Annotated in this window: 21 protein-coding genes; 17 read left to right on the top strand and 4 right to left on the bottom strand. The window is 64.7% G+C overall.

All coding sequences use genetic code 11. The annotated features are described in order from the left end of the window. Positions 1-7: 7 nt before the first annotated feature. Positions 8-244 (top strand): DUF2789 domain-containing protein, encoded by a 237-nt coding sequence (locus IEI94_RS05120; protein ID WP_191166182.1) that lies wholly within the window; start codon positions 8-10, stop codon positions 242-244. A gap of 77 nt (positions 245-321) precedes the next feature. On the opposite strand, the gene fliE is transcribed toward IEI94_RS05120, so the two are convergent. Then, on the bottom strand, positions 322-651 hold the full coding sequence (gene fliE, locus IEI94_RS05115; RefSeq protein WP_191166180.1) for a flagellar hook-basal body complex protein FliE: 330 nt from the start codon (positions 649-651) through the stop codon (positions 322-324). 249 nt (positions 652-900) lie between these two features. Between fliE and fliF the strand changes: the two genes are divergently transcribed. The 13 genes from fliF (at position 901) to fliR (ending at position 12,339) form a co-directional block, all read left to right on the top strand. Then, on the top strand, positions 901-2,685 hold the full coding sequence (gene fliF, locus IEI94_RS05110; RefSeq protein WP_191166178.1) for a flagellar basal-body MS-ring/collar protein FliF: 1,785 nt from the start codon (positions 901-903) through the stop codon (positions 2,683-2,685). Then, complete coding sequence (gene fliG, locus IEI94_RS05105; protein ID WP_191166176.1) at positions 2,685-3,695, top strand: flagellar motor switch protein FliG; 1,011 nt, start codon at positions 2,685-2,687, stop codon at positions 3,693-3,695. The genes fliF and fliG overlap by 1 nt, the downstream gene beginning before the upstream one ends. Further along, a complete protein-coding gene (gene fliH, locus IEI94_RS05100; RefSeq protein WP_191166174.1) occupies positions 3,688-4,467 on the top strand; it encodes a flagellar assembly protein FliH in 780 nt (259 codons plus the stop codon). The genes fliG and fliH overlap by 8 nt, the downstream gene beginning before the upstream one ends. Then, positions 4,460-5,842 carry a flagellar protein export ATPase FliI gene (gene fliI / locus IEI94_RS05095; RefSeq protein WP_191166172.1) on the top strand — a complete coding sequence of 461 codons (1,383 nt, stop codon included), beginning with the start codon at positions 4,460-4,462 and terminating at the stop codon, positions 5,840-5,842. The genes fliH and fliI overlap by 8 nt, the downstream gene beginning before the upstream one ends. Beyond that, positions 5,839-6,300, top strand: coding sequence for a flagellar export protein FliJ (gene fliJ / locus IEI94_RS05090; RefSeq protein WP_191166170.1), 462 nt, complete (start codon positions 5,839-5,841; stop codon positions 6,298-6,300). The genes fliI and fliJ overlap by 4 nt, the downstream gene beginning before the upstream one ends. 72 nt (positions 6,301-6,372) lie before the next feature. Next, positions 6,373-7,740 carry a flagellar hook-length control protein FliK gene (locus IEI94_RS05085; RefSeq protein ID WP_191166168.1) on the top strand — a complete coding sequence of 456 codons (1,368 nt, stop codon included), beginning with the start codon at positions 6,373-6,375 and terminating at the stop codon, positions 7,738-7,740. A gap of 217 nt (positions 7,741-7,957) precedes the next feature. Beyond that, positions 7,958-8,443 (top strand): flagellar basal body-associated protein FliL, encoded by a 486-nt coding sequence (fliL, locus tag IEI94_RS05080; RefSeq protein ID WP_191166166.1) that lies wholly within the window; start codon positions 7,958-7,960, stop codon positions 8,441-8,443. Positions 8,444-8,490: 47 nt separating this feature from the next. Then, entirely contained in the window at positions 8,491-9,543 is a 1,053-nt protein-coding gene (fliM, locus tag IEI94_RS05075; RefSeq protein WP_191166164.1) for a flagellar motor switch protein FliM, read from the top strand. After that, positions 9,536-10,036 (top strand): flagellar motor switch protein FliN, encoded by a 501-nt coding sequence (gene fliN / locus IEI94_RS05070; protein ID WP_191166161.1) that lies wholly within the window; start codon positions 9,536-9,538, stop codon positions 10,034-10,036. The genes fliM and fliN overlap by 8 nt, the downstream gene beginning before the upstream one ends. Beyond that, complete coding sequence (fliO, locus tag IEI94_RS05065; protein ID WP_191166159.1) at positions 10,033-10,488, top strand: flagellar biosynthetic protein FliO; 456 nt, start codon at positions 10,033-10,035, stop codon at positions 10,486-10,488. The genes fliN and fliO overlap by 4 nt, the downstream gene beginning before the upstream one ends. Before the next feature lie 5 nt (positions 10,489-10,493). After that, positions 10,494-11,246, top strand: coding sequence for a flagellar type III secretion system pore protein FliP (gene fliP / locus IEI94_RS05060; RefSeq protein WP_318153358.1), 753 nt, complete (start codon positions 10,494-10,496; stop codon positions 11,244-11,246). 19 nt (positions 11,247-11,265) lie between these two features. Next, positions 11,266-11,535, top strand: coding sequence for a flagellar biosynthesis protein FliQ (fliQ, locus tag IEI94_RS05055; RefSeq protein ID WP_089658296.1), 270 nt, complete (start codon positions 11,266-11,268; stop codon positions 11,533-11,535). A 12-nt stretch (positions 11,536-11,547) separates the two neighbouring features. Further along, positions 11,548-12,339, top strand: coding sequence for a flagellar biosynthetic protein FliR (fliR, locus tag IEI94_RS05050; RefSeq protein ID WP_191166157.1), 792 nt, complete (start codon positions 11,548-11,550; stop codon positions 12,337-12,339). 40 nt (positions 12,340-12,379) lie between these two features. Here fliR and IEI94_RS05045 read toward each other — a convergent pair whose 3' ends face one another. Beyond that, positions 12,380-13,744, bottom strand: a complete 1,365-nt coding sequence (locus IEI94_RS05045) for a VOC family protein (RefSeq protein WP_191166155.1) — start codon at positions 13,742-13,744, stop codon at positions 12,380-12,382. A 54-nt stretch (positions 13,745-13,798) separates the two neighbouring features. Further along, the gene (locus tag IEI94_RS05040) at positions 13,799-15,052 is read right to left on the bottom strand and encodes an aspartate aminotransferase family protein (RefSeq protein WP_191166153.1); all 1,254 of its coding nucleotides are present in this window, start codon (positions 15,050-15,052) and stop codon (positions 13,799-13,801) included. 301 nt (positions 15,053-15,353) lie between these two features. Between IEI94_RS05040 and IEI94_RS05035 the strand changes: the two genes are divergently transcribed. From IEI94_RS05035 to IEI94_RS05025, 3 genes are all read left to right on the top strand, one after another. Then, positions 15,354-16,355, top strand: coding sequence for a TAXI family TRAP transporter solute-binding subunit (locus IEI94_RS05035; RefSeq protein ID WP_191166151.1), 1,002 nt, complete (start codon positions 15,354-15,356; stop codon positions 16,353-16,355). A 161-nt stretch (positions 16,356-16,516) separates the two neighbouring features. After that, a complete protein-coding gene (locus IEI94_RS05030) occupies positions 16,517-18,364 on the top strand; it encodes a TRAP transporter permease (RefSeq protein WP_318153357.1) in 1,848 nt (615 codons plus the stop codon). A 74-nt stretch (positions 18,365-18,438) separates the two neighbouring features. Further along, positions 18,439-19,347 carry a LysR substrate-binding domain-containing protein gene (locus IEI94_RS05025; RefSeq protein WP_191166150.1) on the top strand — a complete coding sequence of 303 codons (909 nt, stop codon included), beginning with the start codon at positions 18,439-18,441 and terminating at the stop codon, positions 19,345-19,347. On the opposite strand, the gene gcvA is transcribed toward IEI94_RS05025, so the two are convergent. Next, positions 19,286-20,203, bottom strand: a complete 918-nt coding sequence (gene gcvA / locus IEI94_RS05020; protein ID WP_191166149.1) for a transcriptional regulator GcvA — start codon at positions 20,201-20,203, stop codon at positions 19,286-19,288. The genes IEI94_RS05025 and gcvA overlap by 62 nt on opposite strands. Positions 20,204-20,281: the final 78 nt, after the last annotated feature.

Here is a 20,281-nt window from a genome sequence, read left to right as displayed (position 1 = left end):
GAGTGTCATGGAACCACCGGTTCACCACTTCAGCGAGCTGTTCGAGCAGCTCGGCCTGCCCGCCGACGCCACCTCGATCGAGGCTTTTATCGAGCAGCACTCACCACTGCCCGACGCCCTGCCACTGCCCGACGCGCCCTTCTGGAGCCGCGCCCAGGCCGACTTCCTCCATGAGGCCCTGGAAGACGACGCCGACTGGGCCGAAGTCGTCGACCATCTCGACGCATCGCTGCGCAAAGCCTGATTTAGCCTCACCCACGACAACGCTGCCCGGCCAATTGGCCGGGCAGCGTGGTGTAAAGCCGGTCTTCAGGCGTGGCGCTACACTTGCATATTCATGACATCTTTATAGGCGGTCACCAGGCGGTTACGCACCTGCACGCCCATCTGAAACGCCGTACTGGCCTTCTGCATATCGACCATCACATCGTTGAGCGCCACGTCCGGGTCACCGGACTGGAAGGCCGTGGCCTTGGCGTTGGCAGTCTGCTGCAGGCGATTGATGCGCTGAATGGAGGACTGCAACTCGTTGGCGAAGCCACCTTGCCCGACCGCCGTCGAGAGATGTTGCCCCTTGTGCTGGGCGCCGGCGGCCTGGCTCGCCATTGACTGCATCTGCGCCACGGCTGACTGAATCGCGGGTGTACTCATGCACTCGACTCGCTGGTTGGAGAGCGTGGCAACAAGCCTAGCAAGGGACGCACCGCCACCAAAGCGGCAATTGGCGAGCAAAAGTCCGGCTTTTCTTTCCTTTAGCCTTTACCTACCTCCGCATAATGGCGGTCATCACACAACCGCCCGCCGACTGAGGCGGCGAATCGGACAGCTTGTGGAGCCGGATGGCGCAATGATTTTCGACACCGACACAGGGCAACGTCGCAAAGCCGCGGGAGGCACGCCGTGAGCGAGGCCCAGACTAGCGCTGGCGCACAGACCGCCAGCAATCAAGCCGCCGGTGGCGGCAACCAGCGCGGCGCCCAAGGCGCCGCACCCGGAGTGCGCGGTATTTCTACCGCCAAGCTCGCCGAGCAACTGCGCGCCAACCCGCTGGTGCCGCTGATGATTGCCTCGGCAGTGGTCATTGCGATCATCATCGCCCTGCTGCTGTGGGCCAGAAGCCCCGACTACCGTGTGCTCTACAGCAATCTCAGTGAGGCCGACGGTGGCCGCATCATCAATGAGCTTGAGAGCCGCGACGTCGACTACCGCATGGGACCGGGCGGACAGGCCTTGCTGGTGCCCAGCGACCAGGTTCATACCCTGCGCCTGCAGCTCGCCGAGCAGGGCCTCCCCCAGGGCGGCAACGTCGGCTTCGAATTGATGGATAACCAGGCCTTCGGCGTCAGCCAGTTCGCCGAACAGGTCAACTTCCAGCGCGGCCTGGAGGGGGAGCTGTCGCGCTCCATCGAATCCCTCGGTCCGGTCAATCGTGCACGCATCCACCTGGCCATGGCCAAACCCTCGGTGTTTGTGCGCGAGCGCGAGCCGGCCAAGGCCTCGGTGGTGCTGACCCTGCACGGCGGCCGCAACCTCAGCGAAGGCCAGGTCGACTCGATCGTGCACATGGTCTCGAGCAGCGTTCCGGAGCTCTCCGCCGACGACGTCACTGTGGTCGACCAGGCCGGGCGCCTGCTCACCCGAAGCGGCGGCAGCAGCCGTGACCTGGACGGCACTCAGCTAGCCTACATCGACGAAGTCGAGCGCTCCTATCAGCGCCGCATCGAGAACATCCTGACGCCGATCCTCGGCAGCCAGAACGTGCGCGCCCAGGTCGCCGCCCAGATCGACTTCTCCAGCCGCGAGGAGACCTCCGAACGCTACGGCCCCAACCAGGCGCCCAACGAGGCCGCTGTGCGCAGCTCGCAGTTGAATACGTCCTACCGCGGCGGCGATGAGCTGGCGATGGGGATTCCCGGCGCCCTCACCAACACGCCACCAGGCGTAGCCCCCTCGCTGATCAACCAGCCGCTCGACGAAGATGGCAACCCCATCGAGCAGGAGGAGCTCGCCGAGGGCGACGCCCCCAGCGATCTACAGCATAGCAACGTCATCAACTACGAGGTCGACCGCAACGTCGCCCATATACAGCACCGTCGCGGTCAGATCGATCGCCTCTCGGTAGCGGTGGTGGTCAACTACCGTGAGACAACCAACGAAGATGGCGAAACCGAGCGCGTCGCTCTGAGCGATCCCGAAGTGGCTCAACTCAACCGCCTGGTACGCCAGGCCATGGGCTTCTCCGAAGCCCGCGGCGACGAGGTCGAAGTGGTCAACAGCCCCTTCACCCTCGACCAGGAAGAGCTTGATGAGCGCGCCTGGTGGGAGTCACCGGAGCTTCAGGCCATGGCCATCAGCGCCGGTCGCTACCTGCTGATCGCCTTTATCGCCCTGCTGCTCTACCTGCTGCTGCTGCGCCCGCTGATCAAGCGCTACACCGAGCAGCCGCTGACCGCCATGGCGATGCCGGAGCCTGGCCTGCGTGCCACCGTAGGCGGCACCGACGAGGATGACGAGGCCAGCGCTCAGCTCGAGGACGAAGCCAGCTATGAACCGCCGCGCAAGAAGCGCAAGGCTTCCGCCTATGAACAGCAGCTCAAGGACGTGCGCGAACTGGCCCAGGAAGACCCGCGCCTTATCGCCATGATCGTGCGCAGCTGGATCCACAACGACGAGGGCAAGAGCTGATGAGCAAGACCGCCCCCATCCCCATGAGCGGCGCCCGGCGTGGCGCCATCCTGCTGCTCGCCCTCGACGAGGACAGCGCCGCGGAGGTATTCAAGTACCTGGCCCCTCGCGAAGTCCAGGACATCAGTCAGGAGATGGCGACCCTCGATCAGGTCTCCCATGAGGAGATGCGCCAGGTGCTCAACGACTTCAATGACGAGTCCGAGCAGTTCTCCGCCATCAACCTTCACTCCAGCGACCATATTCGCTCAGTGCTGACCAAGGCGCTGGGCAACGAGCGTGCCTCGAGCCTGATCGAAGACATTCTCGAGACTACCAGCACCAGCTCCGGTATCGACTCGCTCAACCTGATGGAAGGCTCGCTGGTTGCCGAGATGATCCGCGACGAGCACCCGCAGATCATCGCCACCATCCTGGTGCATCTCGAGCGCCATCAGGCCGCTGAGATCCTTGAGCACTTCGAGGACAAGCTGCGTAACGATGTGGTCTTGCGCATCGCCACCTTCAGTGGTGTGCAGCCGGCGGCCCTTCAGGAGCTCACCGAAGTGCTCGGCGGCATGCTCGACGGTCAGAACCTCAAGCGCAGCAAGATGGGCGGCGTGAGAACCGCGGCCGAGATCCTCAACCTGATGAATTCCAGCCAGGAAGAGGTGGTCATCGAGACCGTGCGCGCCCACAGCGAAGACCTGGCGCAGAAAATCATCGACGAGATGTTCCTGTTCGAGAACCTGCTCGAGCTCGATAACCGCGCCATTCAGATGGTGCTCAAGGAGATCGACACCAACTCGCTGGTGATTGCGCTCAAGGGCGCTCCAGACGCACTGATGGAAAAGTTCATGCGCAATATGTCTCAGCGTGCCGCCCAGCTGATGCAGGAAGACATGGAAGCTCGCGGGCCGATCCGCGTCTCCCAGGTCGAAGCCGAGCAGAAGAACATCCTGCAGGTAGTCCGGCGCCTGGCAGACGCCGGCGAAATTGTCCTGAGTGGCGGAGACGACACCTATGTCTGACGCCCGGCGCGATCTCGATGATCGCGACGACGCTTGGCGTCGCTGGCAGATGGACGAGCTGGGCCAGCCCCAGCGCGCCCAGCAGGAGCGCGAGCGCAAGCGTCGCGAAGCGATCCGCCAGCAGGCCTTCCAGCGCAACGCCGAGATAGAGGCGCTGCGCGAGAAGGTCCGCGAAGAAGCGCACCAGGAAGGCTATGCAGCGGGTCAGGCCGAAGGCTACCAGGCCGGCTACGAACAAGGTCTGACCGAAGGCCGCGAGACCGGGGAGCAGGAGCTCAAGCGCCAGACTCAGGAGAGCCTGGCGCCGCTGGTGCCGTTGGCCCAGCACTTCAGCGAGGCGCTCACCCGGCTCGACCAGGATATCGCCGACGACCTCGTCGATCTGGCCTTGACCACCGGTCGACAGTTGGCCGGCGAGGCCCTCGACGCCCACCCTGAGCATATTCTCGATATCGTCCGTGAGCTGCTCCACGCCGACCCGACTCTCAGCGGCCGGCCACGGCTGTGGCTGCACCCCGCCGATCTCAGCCTGGTCAAGGCCCATCTCGGCGACGAATTCGACGCCGCCGGCTGGCAGCTACAGCCCGACGACACCATCAGCCGCGGCGGCTGCCGCGTCACCAGCCCCAGCGGCGAGCTGGACGCCACCTGGGAGCGCCGCTGGGCTACCATCACCGCCATGGTGCGCCAGCGCAATCAGGGCGACACCCGTGCCAACGGCGCACGTGACACCGCCCCGCCCCCCGCCGACGAGGGCGCCGACAATGGCTGAGCTCGCCCACAACCGCCACCAGGGTCACTGGCATCAGACCCTGTCGCGGGTCAGCTCGCGTATCGAAGCGGTGCCCCACTACCGCACCAGCGGCCGCATCGTGCGCGCCACCGGCATGGTACTCGAGGCGGTGGGGCTCAAGGTGGCGCTGGGCAGCGGCTGTCGGATCGAGCTCAACGGTCAGGGTGGTATCCAGTATGCCGAGGCCGAAGTCGTGGGGTTCTCCGGCGAGAAGTTATTTCTGATGCCCCTGGCCGAGATCAGCGGTCTTTCTCCCGGCGCCCGGGTGCTGCCGTTGAGCGATGGTGATGGCGGCAGCGCGCGGCGCTTCCCGATCGGCGACGCCTTGCTGGGCCGGGTAGTCGATGGCAACGGCCGGCCGCTCGATGACCGGGGACCGCTCGACGACGCGCCCTTCGCGCCACTGGCCACGCCACCACTCAACCCACTGTCGCGAGCGCCCATCGAGGAGCAGATCGATGTCGGCATCCGTGCCATCAACGCCCTGCTCAGCGTCGGCCGAGGCCAGCGCATGGGGCTGTTTGCCGGCTCCGGGGTGGGCAAATCGGTACTGCTGGGCATGATGGCCCGCTATACCCAGGCCGATGTGATCGTGGTCGGACTGATCGGTGAGCGCGGCCGCGAGGTACAGGACTTCATCGACAACATCCTCGGCGAAGAGGGGCGTCGTCGCGCCGTGGTGGTCGCCGCGCCCGCCGACACCTCGCCGCTGCAGCGACTGCAGGGCGCCTCCTATGCCACACGTCTGGCAGAAGGCTTTCGCGATGCCGGCCGCAACGTGCTGTTGATCATGGATTCGCTGACTCGCTACGCCATGGCCCAGCGGGAGATCGCCCTGGCCATCGGCGAGCCGCCAGCCACCAAGGGCTATCCACCCTCGGTATTCGCCAAGTTGCCGGGCCTGGTCGAGCGCGCCGGCAATGCCCAGCGCGGCGGCGGCTCGATCACCGCCTTCTATACCGTACTCACCGAGGGCGATGACCAGCAGGACCCCATCGCCGATTCGGCGCGGGCGATCCTCGACGGCCATATCGTGCTTTCGCGCACCCTGGCGGAGTCCGGGCACTACCCAGCCATCGATATCGAAGCCTCGATCAGCCGTGCCATGACCGCCATCGTCGCCACCAACCAGCAGCGCCAGGCACAGCAGTTCAAGCAGCTGTTTTCCCGCTTCCAGCGCAACCGTGACCTGATAAGCGTCGGCGCCTACAGCGCCGGCCACGACCCGCAGCTTGACCAGGCGGTGCAGATCTACCCGCATCTGGAGCAGTTCCTGCAACAGCGGATCGATGAGCAGGCCACGGTCGCCCAGTCCCAGCAGTCGATGTCAGCACTTATTGGAGGGGCCAAATGACACATCAGCAACCGCTCGATACCCTTCTCGACCTGGCCCGTGAGGCGCGCGACAACGCCGGCATGACGCTGGCCAACGAGCGCCGCACCCAGCAGCATACCGTCGCCCAGCTCGACGCCCTGGACCGCTACCGGCTGGAGTACGCCCAACGACTGCAGGACGCCATGCACGCCGGTATCGATCCGGCCACCATGCACAACTATCAACAGTTCCTGGCCTCGCTGGACGCCGCCATCGGGCGTGCCAAGCAGGCCCTTGGCGAGCAGGAACAGCGCGTGGCCTCGAGCCAGCAGAACTGGCAGCAGGAGCAGCGCAAGCTCTCCTCCTACGACACCCTGGCCAGCCGCCGTGCCGCTCAGAGCCGTCAGCAGGCGCAGCGCCACGAACAGCGCGTCAACGACGAACTGAGCGCCAACGCCATGCTGCGACGCCGCCGCGAACAAGACGACAGTCACTGACAGTACAACCGAGGCCGCGCCAACGCGCAGCCCACCGCCGGCGACCCCGGCTTGCCCGATCAAGGAGGCAATATGGACATTACCGCGCTTCTGACTGCCCACACAGGCGTCAGCAAGGCAGGCCTTGCACAGGCCGGCGGCCAACTGCCCGCCGACGGCGCCTTCGCCGAACAGCTTAGCCTGGCCGCCCACGGCGAAGGCCTCGCCCAGCTGCTCGGCGATGACGCTCAGGCCATCCGCGGCAAGCACCAGACGAGCAGCGAGGGCGAACTGCCCCCCGAGCTTGCGGCCCTGGCCAACGAGCTCGCCGAGACCAACGACCAGGGAGAGGTGCTGGCCGTGCTCGAGAGTGTATTGGACGAGGCCGCCAGCATGCAGGACAAGGCGCCCCTCGCTGCACTGGAGGCACTGTTCAACGAGGCCGCTGCAGCGCAGCGGCAGGTGGTAGACACAGTAGAGCTGAGTGCGGATGAAGAGTCGGCGCTGTTGGCCGAAGTACGCCAACGCATGGCACTGATCGATGCCGCCGGCCGGCCACTGACAGAGCCCGGCCAGGGTATGGCCAAGCCGCAGCCCGGCGCCGAGCCAGCTGTGCTGCAGACCCGAGCTAGCGGCCAGGCCACGGCTACCGGTCAGGCCGGCGGCGAATTGCGTCCTCACAGCGAGGCGCTGCTACTCGATCCTGCCGCTGTTCGCGAGGCCAAGGCCACGGGGCGCGACGCCCTCGCCGAGATCACCCAGCAGGCGCTGCGCAGCGTTGCCCAAGCCGCCCCCGCGGCGAGCCACAACGGCAACTCCGGCGCCAGTGCCCAGCCAGGGTTCTCCCAGCCGCAGCCAGGCAGTGAAGCCCCGCTGTTCGCCGCTCTCAGCGGACGCAGCGAGGTGCCCAGTGCCGCCAGCAGTGAGTCTCAAGGGATCCTGGCACCGGGCGCTGGAAGTGCTCAAGGCACCACCGCCAGCCCACAGCCCCTCGGCCAACCGCTGGCCACTCCCAACGGCGCCGCGCTGAGCGCCCCGGTGGCCAGCCAGCAATGGCAGCAGCAGCTCGGCCAACAGCTGGTCAACCTCACCCAGCGCGGTGACCAGCGCGTCGAGCTACGCCTCAACCCCGCCGAGCTGGGCCCGCTCTCGGTGAGCCTCAAGCTTGGCGAAAGCGGCGCCCAGGCGCAGTTCCTGTCGGCCAACGCCCAGGTGCGAGCAGCGGTGGAACAGGCCATCCCGCAGCTACGAGAAGCCCTTGAGGAGCAAGGCATCTCCCTTAGCGAAGCCATGGTCGGTGAACACGCCGGCGGCCAGCAGGGTGAAATGGCATTCGCCAATGGCGGCGGTAACGGCCAGGCCGGCGGCCAGCCGAGCGACGACGATCTCGCCGAGGATGACCGCCAGGCCACGCCGGCACGCCCGCTTGACCTCGACGGTCGCGTCGATCTCTACGCCTGACACCGCCGACGCGCGGGGCATTTTGCCCCGCCATCCTCAATCTAGCGCCCCTCGTGCCGATAACACCTTATGAGGTCAAGGACCGAGCGCGTACGGCAAAGCGCCAAGATACGCGGTTTAGGTCAGCCTTTTCGAACCATGGCGATGGCCCGGCTATCGCCATACTGCTTTCTGGAATGCACCCTGCGGGGTCGCCCATCTAACGGTGGCATAGACAATGGCAAAGAATTCTAGTGCGGGCAGCCGCAAACCCTGGTGGATCATCGGGCTTCTGATCATCCTGTTCTCTATGGGCAGCTCGGCGGCCATGTACTTCATGATGGACAACCGCGACGACCCTGCGCCGGAGAGCGCCCAAACCGCGGTGGAAGATTCCCGCGCGCCGGCGCCGATCTTCGTCGACATCAATCCGTTCACGGTCAACCTCCAGAGCCGCCATTACGACCAGCGCCTGCTGTATGTGGGGCTGTCGCTGCGGGTGGGTAACGAGACCACTCGCGAGCTGATCGAGGAGCACATGCCTCAGGTCCGCAGTCGGCTGCTGATGCTGCTCTCCAGCCAGCAGGCTGAGGAGCTGACCAGCCCCGAGGGCAAGCAGCAGCTGTCGGCCGAGATCCTGGCGCTATTCGACCAGCCGCTGACCGACCCGCAGCCCTCGCTGATGGTCAACGACGTGCTCTACACCGAATTCATCGTCCAGTGACCGCGACGCTGAACCCTTGAGTCTTCACCGAGAAGTGCAATAGCGCCATGTCCCAAGACGACCTGCTCTCTCAGGAAGAGATCGACGCCCTGCTCAAAGGCGTTAGCGGCGAAGAAGAAGCTGCTCCCAGCGACAGCAAGGGCAGCGAGGGGCGTATTCGCCCCTACGACCCGGCCACTCAACATCGGGTGATTCGCGAGCGCCTGCATGCCCTCGACATCATCAACGAGCGGTTTGCGCGCCACTTCCGCATGAGTCTGTTCAACCTGCTGCGGCGCAGCGCCGATATCACCGTCGATACCGTGCGCTACCAGAGCTACAGCGACTTCGCCCGCAATGTGCCGGTACCCACCAACCTCAACCTGGTGGCCCTCAAGCCGCTGCGCGGCTCAGCGCTGGTCGTGTTTCCGCCAAGCCTGGTGTTCATGGTGGTCGACAATCTGTTCGGCGGCGACGGGCGCTTCCTCACCAAGTCGGAAGGCCGCGAGTTCACCCACACCGAGCAGCGCATCATTCGTCGCCTGCTCAAGCTGGCCATCGACGCCTACCAGGAAGCCTGGCGCTCGGTGTACCCGCTGGAAGTAGAGTTCCTGCGCTCCGAGATGCAGGTCAAGTTCGCCAATATCACCAATTCTCCCAACGAGATCGTGGTCAACAGCACTTTCCACCTGGAAGTCGGCAATCTGAGCAGCGACTTCCAGATCTGTATGCCCTACTCCATGATCGAGCCGTTGCGCGAACAGCTCAGCGGTCCGCTCACCGACAGCCACCCCGAAGAGGAACGGCAGTGGGGCCAGCGCATGGCCGGCGAAATCAAGCGCTCCAACGTCGAGCTGATCGCCGACTTCGTCGAGATCCCCAGCAGCATCGGCCGGGTGATGTCGCTGGAAGTCGGCGACGTGCTGCCCATCGAACTGCCCGAGATCGTCACCGCCAGGGTTGACGGCGTGCCGGTGATGCAGTGCGAGTACGGTAGCCAGCACGGTCAACGCGCACTGCGCGTGAATCGCCTGATCGAGCATGCCTCGCCACCCAAGTCGGCCAAGGAAACTTTCGTCAAAGGGTCAACGCCGCAAGCCAAGGAATCTGATAATGACTGATCCCAACTCCTCTGATCCCAACAAGCCCGATCAGAACGCCACAGACGACGATTGGGCCAGCGCCATGGCCGAACAGGGCGATGCGGCGCCCGCCGACGATGACCCCTGGGCCGAAGCGCTGGCCGAGCAGGCCGACGCTGAGAGCGAATCTGCCGAGCCTGCCAGCCAGCCGGAATCCGCCGGTTCCAAGGTCTTCAAGCCGCTGGACAAGGGCCAGAGCGGCGGCACCGCCCGTGACCTCGAGATGGTCATGGACATCCCGGTCAAGCTGAGCGTCGAACTCGGCCGTACCCGCATCACCATCAAGCAGCTGCTCGAACTGGCGCAAGGCTCGGTGATCGAGCTCGAAGGGCTGGCCGGCGAGCCGATGGATATTCTGATCAACGGCTACCTGATCGCCCAGGGCGAAGTGGTCGTCGTGGATGACAAGTACGGCATCCGCGTCACCGAAATCATCACCCCCTCCGAGCGCGTGCAGAAACTCAACCGATGAGCGAGAGCGTTTCCACACCCGAGCCCGCCACCCAGGTCGACACTAGCGGCCTGGCGGCGCTCGAAGGTAGCGTAGGCACCAGCGATGCACTGCTCGGCATGGCCACGCTGGGCAAGACCGCCGCCGCCCTGGCACTGGTGGTGGCGATCATCTTCCTGTGCAGCTACCTGGTCAAACGGCTCCACCCTCAGGGGCGCGTTCACGGTCAGCATCTCAAGGTGGTAGGCAGCACCGCCGTGGGCAACCGCGAGCGAGTGGTGATCGTCGACGTCGAGGGCACCTGGTTGGTGCTCGGCGTCGGCGGCGGCCAGGTCACCAAGCTGCATGAGTGCGTCGCACCGGTTGAGTCCACTCCCCCCCCCGCCGTTCACCCCGAAGGCAGCAGCTTTGCGACCCGCTTCGCCAGTGCCTTGAAGCATAACGCCGGCCTGGGCCGCGGCAAGGGAACGTGACCGTGATGTCGATGCGCCTCACCCTACCCTTGGTGCTCGGCCTGCTGCTGTGGTGGCTGCCTGGCGCCGCCGTCGCTCAGGCCACCATCCCCGGTATCGTCAGCCAGCCCACCGAGGATGGCGGCCAGCAGTGGTCGGTACAGCTGCAGACCCTGCTGCTGCTCAGTTCGATGGCCTTCCTGCCGGCGCTGCTGCTGATGATGACCGGCTTCACCCGCATCATCATCGTGCTCAGTCTGCTGCGCACCGCCATGGGCACCCAGTCGGCACCGCCCAATCAGGTGCTGCTGGGGCTGGCGCTGTTTCTGACCTTCTTCGTGATGTCACCGGTCTTCGCCCAGGTCTACCAGGATGCCTGGCTGCCGCTCTCGACCGATGAGATGAATTTCGACGAATTCCTTCTCGTCGCCAGCCAGCCGTTCCGCGAGTTCATGCTGGCCCAGACCCGCGAGCCGGACCTGGCGATGTTCGTGCGCCTGGCCGATGTCGGTGAGATGCAGGGCCCGGAAGATCTGCCGATGCGCGTCTTGATGCCAGCCTTCGTCACCAGCGAGCTGAAGACCGCCTTCCAGATCGGCTTCACCATTTTTATCCCGTTTCTGATCATCGACCTGGTGGTGGCCAGCACCCTGATGTCGCTGGGCATGATGATGGTGCCGCCGGCAACCATCTCGCTGCCGTTCAAGCTGATGCTGTTCGTGCTCGTCGATGGCTGGCAGCTGATCATCGGCTCCCTGGCCGAGAGCTTCTACATATGACCGCCGCGAGGAGAGTGCAATGACACCCGAAGTCGTCATGGGCATGGCCTACCAGGGCATGCGGGTCACGCTGCTGCTGGCCGGTCCACTGCTGATTACCGCCCTGCTTACCGGCCTGACCGTCAGCCTGTTCCAGGCCGCTACCCAGATCAACGAGATGACGCTGTCGTTCATCCCCAAGATCCTCGGGGTATTCACCGTACTGGTGTTTGCCGGCCCCTGGCTGCTCAAGCTGATCTCTGACTTCACCCGCGAGCTGTTCACCAACATCCCGCTGATGTTGAGCTGACGGCGCCGACTCATGGTCGAGGTCACCTTCGCCCAGCTGCAGACCTGGCTGATGCTGTTTCTGTGGCCGTTCGTGCGCATCACGGCATTCCTGATGGCTGCGCCGCTGCTCGGCCACTCGGCGGTGCCCAATCAGGTCAAGATCGGCCTGGCGGCGCTGCTCACGGTGGTTATCGGTCCCAGCCTGCCCGAGCTGCCGGATGCGCCAATCGTCTCCTGGGCAAGCCTCGGCATCATGATCGAGCAGATGCTGATCGGCATCGCCATCGGGCTGACCATGCAGGTAATGTTTGCGGTGGTGCAGGCGGCGGGCGAGTTCATCGGCCTGCAGATGGGGCTGGCCTTCGCCACCTTCTTCGATGCCGGCAGCGGCACCAACACCATGATCCTGTCGCGGGTGTTCTACATGATCACCCTGCTGATGTTCCTGGCCTTCAACGGCCATCTGATCGTGATCGAGATCATCGCCTCGACCTTCGTCACCCTGCCGATCGGCATGGGCGGCTTCAACCCCGGTGCCTTCGAGATGCTGGTGCGCTTCGGCGGTACCATTTTCGTCTCAGGGATGCTGCTGGCACTGCCACTGGTCGGTTCACTGCTGATCATCAACCTGTCGCTGGGCATCCTCAACCGCTCGGCGCCGCAGCTCACGGTATTCAATATCGGCTTCCCCACCTCGCTGACGGTGGGCATTTTCCTGCTGATGGTACTGATGACCGATTTCGCGCGCTTCCTGCAGCGGCTGTTCAGCGATAGCTTGGGGTTTCTGCAGAATCTACTCGAGACGATGGCTCCACTAGGCTAACCTCGCCTGGCGGAGCTCATTGGCCAGCATGGCAGACCGCTCAGCCTGTTCCCGCCAGCTCCGCCAGCGCCTGCTCCAACGACGCTTGCTGGCGCTGCTCGTAAAGCGCGATCTCGTCGGTGACCCTGGCCCCCAGTGCCTCCTCGAACTGCGCCTGATTCGAGTGGCTGGCGTAGTCGTCACGCACCCCGTCGCCGAGGTTCGACTGAAAGATGCCCGCAGCGCTGACCGGCAGGAAATCTTCATACGTCATCGGCGTGGCGACCAGCGATCCGCGTGCGATCAGCGCCTCGACGTCACCCTCCCCGCCGGGCCCGGTATTGACGCTCGCGTTGGATACCGCGCGGTAGTGGAAGAACGCCAGGCCCTCGCGGCGCAGCGTGTCGGGGTCATCGGGGAAGTCGCCGAACACCGCGCTGAGCTTGGCCTGATGGCTGGCGTTGTCAGCGGCCGGCCCGCCTTCCCGCGAGGCCGTCAACAGACGATCGTAGAGTGCCCGCCCCTTTCGGGTCAGCGCCACGCCGCGCTGCTCGATCTCACCGAAGCGTGCGCTATGATGGCCCTGCTCATCACCGGCGAAGCGTATCGCCTCCTCCAGCGCCTTGAAGCTGGTCTGGCGCAGCAGGATCGGGCAGTCGCGCCGCGGTGGGCCCTCGATGATCGCCTTGGGATCGATGCCGGCCTCAGGCATGCGCCGCTGCACTTCGTCGATATCCAGGGTCCGCGGAGTGAGGTGGTTGATATGCGGCCCGCGGAAACACACCACATCGGCAATCAAGCGGTGCTCGTCGCTCAGTGCGCGATAGGTGGCCAGGTCGACGGTAGCCTCGCGGTGCCAGCGGAAGGTCTCCAGCGCCTCGGCCACGAAGCGCTCTGCCTGGGCCTCGTCGAGCCCCCCCTGGCGCTCGGCGGTGGCGATCAGTTCGCGTGCAGCTGGGGTGAAGATATCGCGGGCGGCGAGGATCTCGGCAGCGCGCTGGCGCAGCTCGGGGTCGTCGATCAGCTCCAGGCGTAGCAGCGAGGTGAATACGCGAAACGGGTTGCGCTTGAGCGCGCCGTCGTCCACTGGACGAAACGCCGTGGAGTGCACCGGCACCCCCGCCTCGGAGAGGTCGTAGTAGCCCACCGGGTACATGCCCATCACCGCGAATAGCCGCCGCAGCATGGCGAGCTCCTGCGGCGTGCCGACGCGAATCGCCCCGTGACGCTCGACGTCCAGCCGTGCCAGCTCGTCGCTCTCACGCAGCGCGGCGTGCAACTCAGGACTGGCGGCCAGCGTCTCACGATTGACTGTGTCAACCAGCGCCAGCAGCGTGCCGTACTGCGGCACTTCCTGGCGATACATCTCGGACATCGCCCGCGAGAAGCGGTCGCGAATCTTGTCCTGGGCTATCCAGTTACTCATTGGAGGCCTCCTGTGGCCGGTCTGTTCTCAGCATAGCGTGATCTGATCTGCGGCTCAGGCCGCGAGCGACTCAAGGGAGCGTTCGAGCAGGGCCAGGCCTTCATCGAGGCGCTCGGGCTCGATGGTCAGCGGCATCAACAGCCGCAGCACGTTCTTGTGGCGCCCGCTGGGCATCAGCAGCAGCCCCTGCTGGCGGGCCCTGGCCAGCAGACTGGCGAGGTGCTGGCTGCCGCTGGCCGCGGCGGTGTCGTCAAAGACGATGCCGCGCATGGCGCCCACGCCGGTCATGGCACCGAGCATCGGAAAGCGCTCGCTTTGCTGCCAGCGCCGGTGCGCAGCGACGATGGCCTGTTCGATTCGTTTACCCCACTCGCCCAGGCGCGGCTCGGTCATGATCTGCATGACCGCCTTGGCTGCGGCACAGGCCACCGGGTTGCCGGAGTAGGTACCACCCAACCCGCCCTTGGGCAGGGCGTTCATGATCGCCTCGCGGCCGACCACCGCGGCCAGCGGCAGGCCGCCGGCCATGCTCTTGCCCATCAGCAGCAGGTCGGGCTCGATGCCCAGATGCGTGAAAGCAAAGCGAGTACCGCTACGCCCGAAGCCGGACTGGATCTCGTCGATGATCAACACGATGCCGTGACGGTCGCACTCGGCGCGCAGCTGCCGGGCAAAGTCGCGGTCTAGCAGCCGAAAGCCGCCCTCGCCCTGTACCGGCTCGACCACGATGGCCGCCACGTCATCCGGCGATACCTCGACCTCGAACAGCCGCGTCAGCGCCGCCATTCCCTGCTCGGCGCTGACGCCGCCGTCGGCACTCGGAAACGGCAGGTGGTAGACCGGCCCCGGCAAGGCGCCGAGCTGCTGCTTGTAGGGTGCCACCTTGCCGTTGAGGTTGAGTGCTGCCAGGGTGCGGCCGTGAAAGGCGTCGTCGAAGGCGATCACCGCCTGGCGGCGAGTATAGCCCCGCGCCACCTTGAGCGCGTTCTCAGTGGCCTCGGCGCCGCTGTTGGTGAGCATGCAGCGCAGCGGATAGCTGACCGGCACAAAGTCCTGCAGCGCCGCCACTACGTCGAGATAGCCACGGTGAGGCACGGCGTTGAACGCCGAGTGGGTCAGCCGCGCCAGCTGAGCGCCGGCCGCCTCGACAATGGCCGGGTGGCAGTGGCCCAGATTGAGCACACCAATACCGCCGATGAAGTCGATATAGCGCCGCCCCTGCTCATCCCACACCTCGGCATTGCGGCCCTGCTCCACGCAGATGGGGTGCACCACGCCCATCGACTCGCTGACAAAGGGGAGTTCCATGTCCTGTCCGTTCTCCTGCAGCCTCCAGTAATGCTGGTATCAGAGCAGACCCTGCCCCACGCCTCAAACGAAAAAAAGCGCGCTATGCATTCCGTTTATTCAGGGTGAAGCATCTACCAGAGGCAGCACGAGCGTCATTACAGAGATGCAGGAAAAAATGGAATACAAGTAGGACTAAATTTCTTTTGCCTGATATGCGATGGACGACAACAATAGCCGTCACAGTGGATCCTTGGCGATCACGGCAGCGCCGTCGTGCGCCGGGAACATAATAACGATAGGCAAGTAAACAGGAGACGACATGAAGCGCGTATTCCCCATGGCGACACTCGGCGCCGCCACGGCTGCTCTGCTGGCCGGCTGCGGCAGCGACGGCACCAGCAATCCGAACATCGCCATCGGCCCCCCAGCCAGTACCACCCAGAGCGTGTCGCAGTTGATCTTCGATGCCTACGGCATCGGTGAGGACGACTACAGCACCTATCAGGAGGGCTTCGGCGCGGCGCTAGACGGCGTGCAGGACGGCAATATCGATATCTCCATCGGTATCCTCGGCCTGCCCTCGGGCAGCATCGAGAACCTCCAGGCCTCCAGCGGCGATGCCCGTATGCTGAGCCTGAGCGATGACGCCATCGAGTACATCGAGGCCAACAGCGATTACCAGCGCTTCACCATCCCCAGCGGCAGCTATGAATTCCTCGACGAGGATGTGAACACCATCACCGCCTACGCCATCCTGATGGGTAACACCGATACCATCGGCGAGGAGCTGGGCTATGAGCTGGCGCGCCTGATGGTCGAGCACGCCGAGGAGAACACCCACTCCCAGTCGGCGTTCATGACCCTCGAGAACGCCCTCAACGGCGCCGACGATCTGCCGATCCACCCCGGTGCCAAGCGCTACTACGAGGAGCAGGGCCTGACCGTGGACAACCCGGTCGCCGAGCTCGGCGATATCGAGGAGAAGCGCGAGTTCATCCTCGGCACCGGCAGCCAGGGTGGCACCTATTACCCGCTGGGTGGCGAGATGGCGACCATCTGGAACCGCTACCTCGATGACGCCAACTTCACCAATATCGAAACCGGCGCCTCGATCGAGAACATGGTCAGCATCCGTGATGGCAATATGGACCTGGGCATGACCGTCCATGCGCCGGCCCGCGAGGCGGTGGACGGCCGCGGCGAGTTCGACGGCGGCCAGGTCGAGAATGCTGCCTTCATCGGTCACATCTATCCCGAGGTCATTCAGATCGTGACCCGTGAGCGCTCGGGCATCACATCGCTCGACGAAATCGGCAACTGATCCGTCCTATCCGATTGATCGCTGCCGGGCCAGCCGCCCGGCAGCGCCTGCTCCTGCGAGGCTACCGTGGCTAAAAAAAAACCGCTGACGACGCATCACTGATAGAAAAGTACGACCGTGAGTCCAACACGCGCACCGAGCTAGGCAAATGGGGCTGGCTGGTGACCCTGATGGGCATCACCCTCACCTGCTTTCACCTCTATACCGGCTATTTCGGCACACTGCCCTCTCAACAGCAGGGCGCTGTGCACCTTGGCCTGGCGTTGGGGATGATCTTCATCCTGTTTCCCGCCACCCGCGGCAGCGGCCGCCAGCAGGTACCCTGGTACGACGTGGTGCTGGCCTTCGTGGCTACCTTTACCGCCTACTACAAGATTCTCTTCTACGAAGAGGTGCTTCGCGCCCGGATCACCGGCTATTCGGCCCTCGACCTGACCATTGCCGCGCTGGGCGTGCTGTTCGTGCTCGAAGCGACACGCCGCACCGTCGGTCTTCCCATCGTGATCATGGCTAGCTGTGCGATTCTGTATGCGCTATTCGGCAACATGATTCCCAGCCAGGTGCTTTCCCATCCCGGGTTCTCTTTTACCCAGGTCTCACCCTACCTGTGGTTCCGCGAGAGCGGGGTGTTCGGCACGCCGCTGCAGATCTCGGCACGCTTTATCTTCCTGTTTCTGTTCTTCGGCGTGGTGCTGATGCATACCGGCGTAGGACGTTTCTTCAATGACCTGGCCTTTGCGGTGACCGGGCGTTTCACCGGTGGTGCAGGCAAGGCGGCGGTCATGGCCAGCTCCTTCCAGGGCATGATCTCGGGCAGCTCGATCGGCAATACCGTGGCCTCGGGCTCGTTTACCATACCGATGATGAAGAACGCCCGCTTCAAGCCGGAAGTGGCCGGTGCCGCCGAGGCCTCCGCATCTACTGGCGGGCAGATCATGCCGCCGCTGATGGGTGCGGCGGCCTTCATCATGGTCGAGTATGTCGGGGTGTCGTACCGCGAAATCATGGCCGCGGCGCTGATCCCGGCGCTGCTCTATTTCGCCGGGATCTTCATTGGGGTGCACTTCGAGGCCAAGCGCCACCGCATCCTCGGCATGCCCAAGGATCAGCTGCCCAGCAAGCGCAAGCTGATGCTGGAGAAGGGCTACATGTTACTGCCGCTGCTGGTGATCGTCGGCACCATCGTGGTGGGCTTTACTGCCCAGCGCGCCGCGCTGCTGGGGATCGCCTGTGCCTTCGCGGTGAGCCTGATCCGCAAGGAGACGCGCCCTTCGTTGCGCAAGCTGCTGCTGATCTTCGAGCAGGGCGCACGGGTGGCGCTACCGGTGATTGCCGCAGTGGCCAGCGCCGGGATCATCGCCGGGGTAGTGGGCATGACCGGACTCGGCTCTAAGTTCGCTTCCGGTATCATCAGCCTCGCCGACGGCGTGCTGATCCTTGCGCTGCTGTTCACCATGGTGGCCTGCATCGTGCTGGGCATGGGCCTGCCGACCACCGCCAACTACGTGGTCACCGCCACCATCGCCGCCCCCGCACTGATCAATGAATTCGGCCTGCCACCCATGGCGGTGCACCTGTTCGTGTTCTATTTCGGGATCATCGCCGATATCACCCCGCCGGTGTGCCTGGCAGCCTATGCCGGTGCCGGCATCGCCCGCGCCAACCCGATGAAGACCGGCTTTACCGCGGTCAAACTGGCCATCGGGGCGTTCATCATTCCCTATGCCTTTATCTACAATCCGATGCTGGTGATGGTCGATGTCACGCCGCTGGGGCTGGCAAGCGCGGTGCTGTTTTCGCTGCTTGGCATCATGGGGGTCAGTAGCGCGCTGATCGGCTATTTCGTGCGGGATTCCCTGCCCTGGGAGCGTCTGGTAATGTTGGCCGCTGGCCTGGCCATGGTGGTGCCAGAGGTGCTTACCAGCGGTGCCGGGCTAGTCGCCATGGCGATGATCGGCTGGCTGCAGCGTCGTCGTCCCGAAAGCACCGCCATTCAGCCCGTCACATGAGCCAACCACCGCCACGCCGGCCACCCCGCATGAAGCAGGACGGGGTGGCCGGCCAGCCCCCCGGAGCGCCCCGCTTGGCATCACGCAACCTCCCCTCCACTACCGCCATGCAGTGCTTCGAGGCCGCCGCTCGGCACAAGAGCTTCACCCGCGCGGCCGAGGCGCTGAGCCTGACCCAGAGCGCAGTGAGCAAGCAGGTCGCGCAGCTCGAAGCCTACCTGCAGCATAAGCTGTTCCGTCGCGTGCGGCGCAGCCTGGTGCTGACCCCGGAGGGCGCGATCTACCTCAGCGACGTACGCAAGGTGCTGGCGCAGATCGAGATGTCGACCCACGCCATCATGACCTATCGCGGCAACAGCGAGGTGCTCAAGGTCGCGACCCTGCCCAGCTTTGGCGCGCGCTGGCTGGCCGACAGGCTGCCGGTCTTCCTCGCCGCCAACCCCCAGATCAGCCTGGCCTTCCACGACCGCGTCGAAGACTTCGACCTCGAGCAGCAGAATATCGACGTGGCGTTCTTCTACGGCCACGGCAGCTGGCCCGACCTGGAGTGCCACAAGCTCGCCGACGAGGAGATGCTTGCCGTGGCGTCTCCCGGCTTGCTGGAAAAACATGCGCCAAGCGATGCTCGGGATCTCGCCGACCTGCCGCTGCTGCATCTCTCGACCCGCCCGGACGCCTGGCACCAGTGGTTTGCCGAGCAGCAGATCGGCACCGACCGCAGCTACCACGGCACCCGCTTCGAGACCTTTCCGATGCTGGTGCGTACCGCCATGGCCGGCGGAGGCGCAGCGCTGGTGCCACGCTTTACGGTGCAGGAAGAACTCGACAGCGGACGCCTGGCCATCGCCTCGCCCCACCGTCTGCTCAGCGCCAGCGCCTACTATCTGGTCTACCCGGAACACCTCGGCGAGCTGGCCAAGGTCAGGCGCTTTGTTGAACACATTCTGGATTCTCTGCCGTCCGCTCACGAATCCACTCGATAAACGAGCGCACCTTGTAGAGCTCGGCCATATGTTCGGGGTAGGCCATGTAGTAGGCATCCCGGCTGGTGAGTGCAAACGACCACGGCATGACCAGCTTGCCTTCGTCGAGCTCCTCCTGGGCGAGAAAACGCGGCACCAGAGCCACTCCGCACCCCGCCTGTGCCGCGCGAAGCGCCATGTAGAAGGTGTCGAAGCGTGGCCCGTGGTAGCTGTGCTCGGTATACACCTGCTGGGCCTCGAACCAGTCGTGCCAGGCTTCGGGACGCGTGGCGCTCTGCAGCAGCACCAGCTGCGTCAACGCCAGCGGCTCATCGATCGGCACCTCCCCCATCACTTGCGGTGAACACACCGCGACCATCTCCTCATCCAGCAGCTTGATGCACTCGGCGCGTGGCCAGGCGCCGTGGCCAAAGAAGAATGCCACGTCGATGCGCTCCTGCTGCAGGTCGAAGGGCTCGACCCGGTTGCTGATATTGAGATTGATACGCGGATAGCGGAAGCGAAAGCCGTTGAGACGTGGGATCAGCCAGCGCGCGCCGAAGGTCGGCAGCGTCGCCACATTGAGCACATCACTCTCGCCACCGTAGGACTGCATATAGCGCGTCGACATCTCGACCTGGGCGAGAATCTTGCGCGCCTCGCTGAGGTACACGGCCCCCTCGGGGGTGAGATGCAGCCGCCGCCGAATGCGCCGGAACAGCGGATGCTCGAGCACCGATTCGAGCTGCGCGACCTGCTTGCTCACCGCGCTCTGGGTCAGACTCAGCTCGTCCGCCGCGCGGGTGAAGCTGAGATGACGGGCCGCCGCCTCGAAGCACTGCAGCCCGGCCAGGGAAGGAAGATGGCGCCGGCTCATGGGCTCTCCTTAGGTCACGATTTTAAGGAATGATGTGGTTAGTAAACATCGTTTGATGGCGCATAACCATGGTGGTGA

The sequence above is a fragment of the Halomonas sp. ML-15 genome (assembly GCF_014779595.1).
Classification (GTDB): Bacteria; Pseudomonadota; Gammaproteobacteria; order Pseudomonadales; family Halomonadaceae; genus Franzmannia.
The sequence above is the reverse complement of the archived record's forward strand: the minus strand, read 5'-3'. Positions and strand labels throughout refer to the sequence as shown.